Here is a 9,642-nt window from a genome sequence, read left to right as displayed (position 1 = left end):
AATCAAGCCCACCGCCGGGTTTGAAGATCAGTGGCAGTTCATCCGCAGCCAGCAGCTGCAAAGCTGAGCCAGCAGACCGCATCAACCAATGCACGTCCGCTCGGAGTTCACAATCAAGCCCACCGCCGGGTTTGAAGATCAGTGGCAGTTTATCCGCAGCCAGCTGCTGCAAAGCTGAGTGCGTACATTCGATGCGCTCCTGCGCCAGCAGGGTTGTGACAAAACGGGAGGCCTTGGCCTCCCTTGCTTTTTGTGGCACAAAAGAAGAGACAAGCACCAGATGCGACCCAGCTTGTCGCGCTCAAGTGTTAGATTCATCTGCCATAAATCTTCACACCAACAGGACATCCTATGGAACCCGAGATCATTACCGAAGCACAGACCTGGCTGACCAACAACCAGGGACTGATCATCGAGTATGCGGTCAACATCGCCGCCGCCCTGATCACCCTGCTGGTCGGTTACATTGCCGCCAACCTTCTCAGCGGTGGCGTGGTCAAGGTGATGCAGACCCGCAAGCTGGACACCACCGTCACCCACTTCGTCGGCAGCATCCTCAAATACACCATCCTGGTGTTCGTGGTGATCGCCGCTCTGGGTAGGGTCGGGGTGCAGACCGCCTCCTTCGTCGCCATTATCGGTGCCGCCGGTCTGGCCATCGGTCTGGCGCTGCAGGGCTCTCTCTCCAACTTTGCCGCCGGTTTCCTGCTCATCATCTTCCGCCCCATCAAGGCAGGGGAATTCATCGAGGTGGCAGGCACCAATGGCGTTGTGCAATCGGTTCAGCTCTTCACCACCACCCTCACCTCGGGTGACAACAAGATGGTGGTAGTGCCGAACTCCGCCATCCTCAACGGCACCATCGTCAACTACTCGCGCATGGATACCCGCCGCGTCGACATGACCTTCGGCATCGGCTACGGCTCCGACCTGCGCAAGGCCAAACAGATCCTGGAGCGGCTGGTGAGCGAAGAGCCCCGCATCCTGAAGGAGCAGGCCGCCACCATTGCCGTTGCCGCGCTGGCCGACTCCTCGGTCAATATCGTGGTGCGCCCCTGGGTCAAGACCGGCGATTACTGGGGAGTCTGGTTCGACTTCCACGAGAAGGTGAAGCTCACCTTCGACGCCGAGGGCATCGAGATCCCCTTCCCCCAGCGTGTGGTCCACATGCAAAAGACGGCGGATTGATCCTCGGTGTGCGTTCTCCAGTGCCAGCCTTCGGGCTGGCACTGTCGTTTCTGCCTTCTGTGACATGAAAAAACCGGCCACAGGCCGGTCTTGCGCACCAGATAGCACCGCGTTCTCACCCCAGCCGGCGTGCGACCCGGTTGAGCAGGGGCTGCATCAGCACATAGCCCCCCAGCACGGCTCCGATCACCGCCAGCACGCGGATCTCCAGCGTCGGCGCCGCATTGGCCAGCGTCAGGGTCAGCAAACCGATGAGGCCGGTGGCGATCAGGCTCAGGGCAAACAGGGATAACAGGGCTTTCATCTCGATCTCCTCATTCCACACCATTGATTCCATACCTTGGCCATCCCTGGGAGATCTCGTCCATTCGGCTCATATGATAGCCAGCGTCTGTTGCCCACCATTTGCGCCTGCTCAAAAAACCGTCCGATGAGCGTCTGTTGAATACCCTTTGATCTGTCACGCCAGCTTTCCAGAGCCACGGCCGCGCTCCCCTTGAAATGAAAGCCTTTTCAACCCGAACAAGCATGCGCGAACGCAAGATCCCGGGGTACTGAGTGACTCATAATCGCACTGTTTTGGTTGTACACTCCCTCGTTGCAGACAATTGGTAATGCTCTGTTACACGGGGCGCACGGAGTGCCCGGTATAATGCTCGCATAATAAGGTTTGGCGGGAGCCTTGCCTGCAAGGTTCAAACACAACTTGGAAGACTGATAATCCTATGAAAAATATCAATCCAACCCGGACCCAGGCCTGGCAGGCACTGGAAGCCCATTTTGCAGCCAACAAGGAGATGCGTCTCAAGGATCTGTTCGCACAGGATCCCAAGCGTTTTGACAAGTTCTCCCTCACCTTCGGTGGCGACATCCTGGTCGACTACTCCAAGAACCTGATCACCGAAGAGACCCTCAAGCTGCTGGTGAACCTGGCTGGCGAGACCGATCTGCGCAGCGCCATCGACGCCATGTTCAACGGCGACAAGATCAACATGACCGAAGGACGCGCCGTACTGCACACCGCCCTGCGCAACCGCTCCGACCGTCCCATCGAGGTTGACGGCAAGGACGTGATGCCGGAAGTGAACGCCGTACTGGCCAAGATGAAGGGCTTCTGCGAGAAGGTCATCGGTGGCGAGTGGAAGGGCTATACCGGCAAGGCCATCCAGCACGTGGTCAACATCGGCATTGGTGGCTCCGATCTGGGCCCCGTCATGATCACCGAGGCCCTGCGCCCCTACAAGAATCACCTGGAGATGCACTTCGTCTCCAACGTCGACGGCACCCACATCGCCGAGACGCTCAAGAAGATCGATCCGGAAACCACCCTGTTCCTGGTGGCCTCAAAGACCTTCACCACCCAGGAGACCATGACCAACGCCCTGACCGCCCGCGACTGGTTCCTCGGTCACGCCGGTGACAAGGCTCACGTGGCCAAGCACTTCGCCGCCCTGTCTACCAACGGCAAGGCCGTGGCCGAGTTCGGCATCGACACCGACAACATGTTCGAGTTCTGGGACTGGGTCGGCGGTCGTTACTCCTCCTGGTCCGCCATCGGCATGCCCATCGCCCTCTCCCTCGGCTTCGAGCACTTCGAGGCCCTGCTGCAAGGCGCCTTCGAGATGGACATGCACTTCGCCACTGCCGCCTATGAACAGAACGTGCCCGTACTGCTGGCCCTGATCGGCCTGTGGTACAACAACTTCCATGGTGCCGAGTCCGAAGCCATCCTGCCGTACGATCAGTACATGCACCGCTTCCCTGCCTACTTCCAGCAAGGCAACATGGAGTCCAACGGCAAGTACGTGGACCGCGACGGCCATCCGGTTGACTACCAGACCGGCCCCATCATCTGGGGTGAACCGGGTACCAACGGCCAGCACGCCTTCTACCAGCTGATCCATCAGGGCACCAAGCTGATCCCCTGCGACTTCCTGGCGCCGGCCATCAGCCATAACCCCATCGGTGACCACCATCCGAAGCTCCTGGCCAACTTCTTCGCCCAGACCGAAGCCCTGGCCTTCGGCAAGAGCAAGGAAGCGGTGGAGGCCGAGTTCCTGGCCGCCGGCAAGACGCTCGACCAAGTTAAAGAGCTGGTGCCGTTCAAGGTGTTCGAAGGCAACCGCCCGACCAACAGCATACTGTTCAAGCAGCTGACCCCGAAAACCCTCGGCTCCCTGATCGCCATGTACGAGCACAAGATCTTCGTACAGGGCGCAATCTGGAACATCTTCTCCTTCGACCAGTGGGGTGTGGAGCTGGGCAAACAGCTGGCCAACAAGATCCTGCCGGAGCTGGGCACCGATGAGGCCGTCACCAGCCACGACGGCTCCACCAACGGCCTGATCAACACCTGGAAAGCCTGGAAGGCCTGATTGCTCCCGCCCTCCAGAATGCAAAAGACCCGCTCGATGAGCGGGGCTTTTTTATAGGCTTCAATCTGTCTGTTTGCATCATCCGGACGACAGGCCAGGTGTCTAAGCCAGCCAGTAACGGGGATCGTCATCCCCGCCCCTTCCGATGCCGCTCAGCGAAGGCTTAACCGCCGACGGCAATACGCTTCATGTCCTTCATGTAACCACGCAGGGTCTGGCCGATCTTCTCGATCGGGTGGTTGCGGGTCGCTTCGTTGGCAGCCAGCAAGGCCAGGTTGTCCACCGCCTTGCTCTCGGCACGGGCACTGCCCAGGTCCCCTGCTTGCAGGGTCGGCATGAAGTGCTCGCGCAGCAGCGGCACGGCGGCGTTGGCGAACAGGTAGTTGCCGTACTCCGCGGTATCGGAGATGACCACGTTCATTTCGTACAGACGCTTGCGGGCGACGGTGTTGGCGATCAGCGGCAGCTCGTGCAGAGACTCGTAGTAGGCGGACTCTTCATAGATGCCGGAGGCCACCATGGTTTCGAACGCCAGCTCGACACCCGCCTTGACCATGGCCACCATGACCACGCCATTGTCGAAGTACTCCTGCTCGGCGATCTTGCCGGCATAGGCAGGGGCATTCTCGAAGGCGGACTTGCCGGTCTCTTCGCGCCAGCCGAACAGCTTGGCATCGTCTTCGGCCCAGTCAGCCATCATGCCGCGGGAGAACTCGCCGGCGATGATGTCATCCATGTGCTTCTCGAACAGCGGACGCATCAGGGTGCGCAGTTGCTCGGAGAGCTCGAAGGCACGCAGCTTGGCCGGGTTGGAGAGACGGTCCATCATCAGGCTGATGCCGCCCTGCTTCAGGGCCTCGGTGATGGTCTCCCAGCCGAACTGGATCAGCTTGCCGGCATAGGCCGGGTCGGTGCCCTCGGCAACCAGCTTGTCGTAGCAGAGCAGGGAACCGGCCTGCAGCATGCCACACAGAATGGTCTGCTCGCCCATCAGGTCGGATTTCACTTCCGCGACGAAGGAGGATTCCAGCACGCCGGCACGGTCGCCACCGGTAGCAGAGGCCCACGCCTTGGCGATGGCCATGCCCTCACCCTGGGGATCGTTCTCCGGGTGGACGGCGATCAGGGTCGGTACGCCGAAACCACGCTTGTACTCTTCACGCACTTCGGTGCCCGGGCATTTGGGTGCAACCATCACGACGGTGATGTCGGAACGGATCTGCTGACCCTCTTCCACCACGTTGAAGCCGTGGGAGTAGCCCAGCGCGGCGCCCTGCTTCATCAGCGGCATCACGGTTTTGACGACGTCGGAGTGCTGCTTGTCCGGAGTCAGGTTCAGCACCAGATCGGCGGTCGGGATCAGCTCTTCATAGGTGCCGACCACGAAGCCGTTGTCGGTGGCCTTCTGCCAGGAGGCGCGCTTCTCGGTGATGGCGGCCTTGCGCAGGGCGTAGGAGATGTCCAGCCCGGAGTCGCGCATGTTCAGACCCTGGTTCAGGCCCTGGGCGCCACAGCCCACAATCACCACCTTCTTGCCCTTCAGCACGTTGCAGCCGTCCGCGAACTCTTCGCGCTGCATGAAACGACACTTGCCCAGCTGGGCCAACTGCTGACGCAGGTTCAAGGTGTTGAAATAGTTAGCCATGGTGATTGCTCCGTTCGATTGATTCCATGCCGGATAGCGGCGTTGTCGAAACCACTATAGCGCGGGACACTTATTGCCTGAACTGATATATTCGAAACAGTACGTTGCAGGAATTGAAATGTGATTTCCCGCAATCTCCCGCCGCCGAGCCATCGTGCTACAGGGCGCCTGACAACGCCGCAGGAATAAAAAGATGGACCTTCGCAATCTCGAACTGTTTCTCCACCTCGCCGACTCCCTCCACTTCGGCAAAAGCGCCGATGCCATGGCGGTCAGCCCCTCCACCCTGAGCCGCGCCATCCAGCGACTGGAACAGGAGACCGGCTGCGTGCTGTTCGAGCGGGACAACCGCTCGGTGCGGCTCACCCCTGCTGGTGACAAGCTGCGGGAGTTTGGCGGTGCCTTGCTGCAGGAGTGGCGCCAACTCAAACAGGAGCTCAAGCGCAGCGACGAGCCGCTGCAAGGGCGGTTGCGGGTGTTCTGTTCGGTCACCGCCAGCTACTTTCTGCTGCCCGAGGTACTGGAACGCTTTCGTCGCCGTTATCCCCAGCTGGAGATCAAGCTGGAGACCGGCGACCCGGCACTGGCAGTGGACAAGATCCTGGCTGACGAAGCCGATCTCGCCATCGCAGCGAGGCCGGATGCGCTCTCGTCCAAGCTGGAATTCGCCAGCCTGCAGCAGGTGCCGCTGGTGTTTATCGCCCCCCGCAATGCCCCCCAGCAGGGTCAGTGGTTCCCCCAGGGCGAACCTGACTGGGAACGCCTGCCGCTGATCCTCTCCGAACAGGGGCTGGCCCGAAAGCGCTGTGATCAATGGTTTCGCAACAAGGGGATAGCTCCCAACATCTATGCAGAAGTGGCGGGCAACGAGGGCATCGTCGCCATGGTGGCCCTCGGCTTCGGTGTGGGTGTCGTGCCTGCCGCCGTCATCGATCACAGCCCCATGGGGGACAAGGTGCGTGTGGTCGAGCCCAAACCGGCGCTCAAGGCGTTCGACGTCGGCATCGCCGTGCTCAAGAAGCGGCTGGAAGAGCCGCTGATCCGCGCCTTCTGGGACACCGCACGCGGCCAGGGAGGCCTTCGCTGATCCGGCAGGCGTCAGAGCCACGGTGAGTGTCAAATGTATCAGTATGAAAGTGGGGGAGAAGAGGGGACACTGGCCGGCACCATCCAGCCACCATCAAGGAATAGAGCGTGAGCCAGCATCTTGTCGAAATCCGCAGTGCCATCCTGTTCGCAGAATATCTGCAAAGCCTCGGGGTCCAGCGCCATGAACTCGATCGGGAGCAGGAGATCTATCTCCAGGACAATCACCTCGCCACGGTGCAATGCATTCAGGGGGAGCTGCGCTTTTATCTGCGCGCCAGCGCACTGGCCAGATCGTGATCCGCAATCGGTCACAGAACCCGCACGCAAAGCGTATTAGACTGGCACCATCCGTCCCCCTCGCCCCGGGGGCCACCACGAGGAGTGCCCATGAAACAAAGCGGCCTGGATCGGCTCTTCAAACCTCACTCGATCGCCGTCATCGGCGCCTCCAGTGATCCGCAGAAGGCAGGCCATGTGGTCATCCGGCACCTGCTGGCGGGTCAGTTCCAGGGCCCTATACTACCCGTAGCCCCCCGCAGCCAGGCCATCGCTGGCGTGCTCGCCTATCCGGACATAGAGAGCCTTCCCCTCTCCCCCGATCTCGCCATCGTCTGTACCCGGCGCGAACGGGTACTGCCGCTCATTGAGGAGCTCGGCAAGAAAGGAACCGGAGCCGCCATCATACTGGCCGCCCAGTTCTCCACTGACGAGCGCCTGCGGCTCAAGCATCTGTGCCAGCAATACGGCATCCGGCTGCTCGGCCCCAACAGCATGGGCATGCTGCTCCCCGGGCAGGGTATCAACGCCAGCTTTTCCCCCATTGCAGCGACTCCGGGACAGGTGGCGTTTCTCTCCCAGTCGGCAGCGGTCAGCACCACCATCCTGGATTGGGCCAAGCAGCGCGAAATCGGCTTCTCGGCCTTCATCTCCCTGGGCGATCATTGCGACATCGACTTTGGCCAACTGCTGGATCAGCTCTCCCGGGACGGGACGACCCGCGCCATCCTGATCTACATGGACAAGCTGCACGATGCCAGGCACTTTCTCTCCGCCGCCCGTGCCGCCTCGCGTAACAAACCCATCCTGATCCTCAAGAGCGGTCGGCACGACCCGGCCAACGGTCTCGACAATGTCTATGATGCCGCCATCCGCCGGGCTGGCATGCTGCGCGTCCGGGATACCCACGAACTGTTTGCCACTGTCGAGACCCTGAGCCACTCCCTGACCCTCAAGGGGGAGCGGCTCGCCATCCTCTCCAACGGGCGCGGCCTCGCCAACATGGCCGCAGACGTACTGCTGTCTCGGGGAGGCAAGCTGGCGATGCCACCCCTCGACATCGGCAGCGATGCAGATATCGATGCCTACAAGAGTGCACTCGAGACGCTGCTCCAAGGGGACGGTGCCGATGCCATCCTGCTGATCCATGCACCGTCCCTCACCGCCCGAGGTGTCACCCTCGCCAGCAGCCTGATCGACTTCATCAAGCAGCATCCCAGGGCCAGACGATTCAACATCCTGACCAACTGGGCAGGCGAATACTCCGCCCAGGAGGGGAGACGCCTGTTCAATGAGGCGGGCATCCCAACCTATCGCACCCCGGAAAGCGCCGTCACGGCTTTCATGCACATGGTGGAATATCGCCGCAACCAGAAACAGTTGATGGAAACACCGGCCTCCCTGCAGGGCGACAGGCTCGATGTCGAGCGCTGCCAGCAGCTCCTTGGGCAAGCGCTGGACCGCCAGCAGCGGGTGCTGGACACCCACCTGGCCCATCCCATCTTGCAGGCAGCCGGGCTATCAACCCTCGCGACCTGGATCGTTTCCGATGCCATAGAGGCCGCACTGACTGCAGAACAGATTGGCTACCCCGTAGCGGTGAAGCTGCGATCTCCCGACATCGCCCACAAATCCGATGTACACGGTGTCATGCTGAACCTGCGCACCTCGGCGGAAGTCGCCCAGGCGGCGGATGCCATTCTGGACAGGGTACGTCAGCACGATCCTGGCGCCCGCATAGAAGGGCTTCTGGTACAACGCATGGCACGCCGCAGCGGGGGTCTGGAGCTACGGATCCGCTTGCAGCAGGATCCTGTCTTCGGCCCCGTCATCCTGCTCGGGGAATCCGGCGCCGAGCCCCGCGACATGGTCGCGGCCCTTCCTCCCCTCAACCAGGCACTGGCTCGCTACCAGATCATTGGTGCCCTCAAGGATGGCAAGATCCGCGAGCAGGCCAGTCCGGTACGGCTCGATATCGACGCCCTCGGCCAGGTGCTGTGCCAGCTCTCCGAGCTGCTGCTGGCCTTCCCCGAGATACAAGAACTGGATCTGCACCCGCTGCAGGCCTGTGGCGAAGAGATGGTGATCCTGGATGCCCGGCTCGCCTTGGCAGAGCGAGGGCAACAAGTGCTGCCACTGGCCATTCGCCCCTATCCCACCGAGCTGGAAGAGGGTGCCTGGCTGAAAGATCAGAGTCATGTGCTGCTGCGCCCCATTCGCCCCGAAGACGAGCCGGCCCACAAGCAGTTCGTGCGGCAGGTGTCTGATGAAGACAGGTACAAACGCTTCTTCGCCGACGTGGGGGAGCTGGGGCATGAGGAGCTGGCCCGTATGACCCAGATCGATTATGACCGGGAAATGGCCTTCGTCGCCGTGGGTCAGGACGGCCCTTTCAGCCAGCAGATCCTGGGAGTGGTGCGAGCCATTGCCAGCCCGGATCAATCGGATGCGGAGTTTGCCATCCTGGTCCGCTCAGACTTGAAAGGGCTCGGACTCGGCAAGTTGATGATGGAAAAGATCGTGCGCTATGCCAGAGAGCGTGGCATAGGCCAGCTATCTGGCATGACCATGCCCAGCAATCGCGGCATGATCAATCTGGCCAAACGGCTCGGTTTCAAGATCGATATTCAGCTGGAAGATGGGATAGTCAACATGGAGCTGCCCTGTGCTGATCAGGTTGTATAACGATACAATCGTGGTGGTAAATCAACCAGATATGGATGGATAACGTGAATTTCAGGCAATAAAAAACCCCGCTCGAGTGAGCGGGGTTTCTTGTATTGGGTGCCTGGCAGTGTCCTACTCTCGCATGGCGAATGCCACACTACCATCGGCGCTACCGCGTTTCACTTCTGAGTTCGGCATGGGATCAGGTGGTTCCACGGCGCTATGGCCGCCAGGCAAAATCTTCAATCTTGGAAAGCTGATGTGAATAACGACTTGGTCATTATCACTGAATTAGTAGTTCGCTTGGTATTTGCTACAAGCCTTAGAACACTTCTTGGGTGTTGTATGGTTAAGCCTCACGGGTAATTAGTATGGGTTAGCTCAACGTATCGCTACGCTTAC

Annotated in this window: 7 protein-coding genes, 1 rRNA gene and 1 pseudogene; 6 read left to right on the top strand and 3 right to left on the bottom strand. The window is 60.6% G+C overall.

What is annotated here, in order from left to right:
- Positions 1-94 precede the first annotated feature (94 nt).
- A pseudogene (locus tag AB5Y93_RS15525) lies at positions 95-178 on the top strand (nucleoid occlusion factor SlmA); the annotation flags it as partial.
- A 173-nt stretch (positions 179-351) separates the two neighbouring features.
- Positions 352-1,188, top strand: coding sequence for a mechanosensitive ion channel domain-containing protein (locus AB5Y93_RS15520; RefSeq protein ID WP_042864726.1), 837 nt, complete (start codon positions 352-354; stop codon positions 1,186-1,188).
- Between the two features lie 115 nt (positions 1,189-1,303).
- Here the strand turns inward: AB5Y93_RS15520 and AB5Y93_RS15515 are convergent, their stop codons facing one another.
- Positions 1,304-1,492: a hypothetical protein gene (locus tag AB5Y93_RS15515; RefSeq protein WP_029314882.1), complete on the bottom strand. Its 189-nt coding sequence runs from the start codon at positions 1,490-1,492 to the stop codon at positions 1,304-1,306.
- Between the two features lie 421 nt (positions 1,493-1,913).
- On the opposite strand from AB5Y93_RS15515, the gene pgi reads away from it, so the two are divergent.
- Complete coding sequence (pgi, locus tag AB5Y93_RS15510; RefSeq protein ID WP_336582664.1) at positions 1,914-3,563, top strand: glucose-6-phosphate isomerase; 1,650 nt, start codon at positions 1,914-1,916, stop codon at positions 3,561-3,563.
- Positions 3,564-3,726: 163 nt separating this feature from the next.
- Here pgi and ilvC read toward each other — a convergent pair whose 3' ends face one another.
- Positions 3,727-5,208: a ketol-acid reductoisomerase gene (ilvC, locus tag AB5Y93_RS15505; protein ID WP_039041087.1), complete on the bottom strand. Its 1,482-nt coding sequence runs from the start codon at positions 5,206-5,208 to the stop codon at positions 3,727-3,729.
- Between the two features lie 193 nt (positions 5,209-5,401).
- Between ilvC and ilvY the strand changes: the two genes are divergently transcribed.
- The 3 genes from ilvY to AB5Y93_RS15490 all read left to right on the top strand — a co-directional run bounded on the left by ilvY (position 5,402) and on the right by AB5Y93_RS15490 (position 9,258).
- Positions 5,402-6,295 carry an HTH-type transcriptional activator IlvY gene (gene ilvY, locus AB5Y93_RS15500; RefSeq protein ID WP_010676123.1) on the top strand — a complete coding sequence of 298 codons (894 nt, stop codon included), beginning with the start codon at positions 5,402-5,404 and terminating at the stop codon, positions 6,293-6,295.
- 107 nt (positions 6,296-6,402) lie between these two features.
- A complete protein-coding gene (locus AB5Y93_RS15495; RefSeq protein ID WP_368229768.1) occupies positions 6,403-6,594 on the top strand; it encodes a hypothetical protein in 192 nt (63 codons plus the stop codon).
- A 90-nt stretch (positions 6,595-6,684) separates the two neighbouring features.
- Positions 6,685-9,258, top strand: a complete 2,574-nt coding sequence (locus tag AB5Y93_RS15490; protein WP_368229767.1) for a GNAT family N-acetyltransferase — start codon at positions 6,685-6,687, stop codon at positions 9,256-9,258.
- Between the two features lie 101 nt (positions 9,259-9,359).
- Here AB5Y93_RS15490 and rrf read toward each other — a convergent pair.
- Positions 9,360-9,474: ribosomal RNA gene (rrf, locus tag AB5Y93_RS15485) — 5S ribosomal RNA — on the bottom strand.
- Between the last annotated feature and the right edge of the window lie 168 nt (positions 9,475-9,642).

It is taken from the genome of Aeromonas sp. R10-1 (genome assembly GCF_040908465.1).
GTDB classification, from domain to species: Bacteria; Pseudomonadota; Gammaproteobacteria; order Enterobacterales; family Aeromonadaceae; genus Aeromonas; species Aeromonas caviae.
The sequence above is the reverse complement of the archived record's forward strand: the minus strand, read 5'-3'. Positions and strand labels throughout refer to the sequence as shown.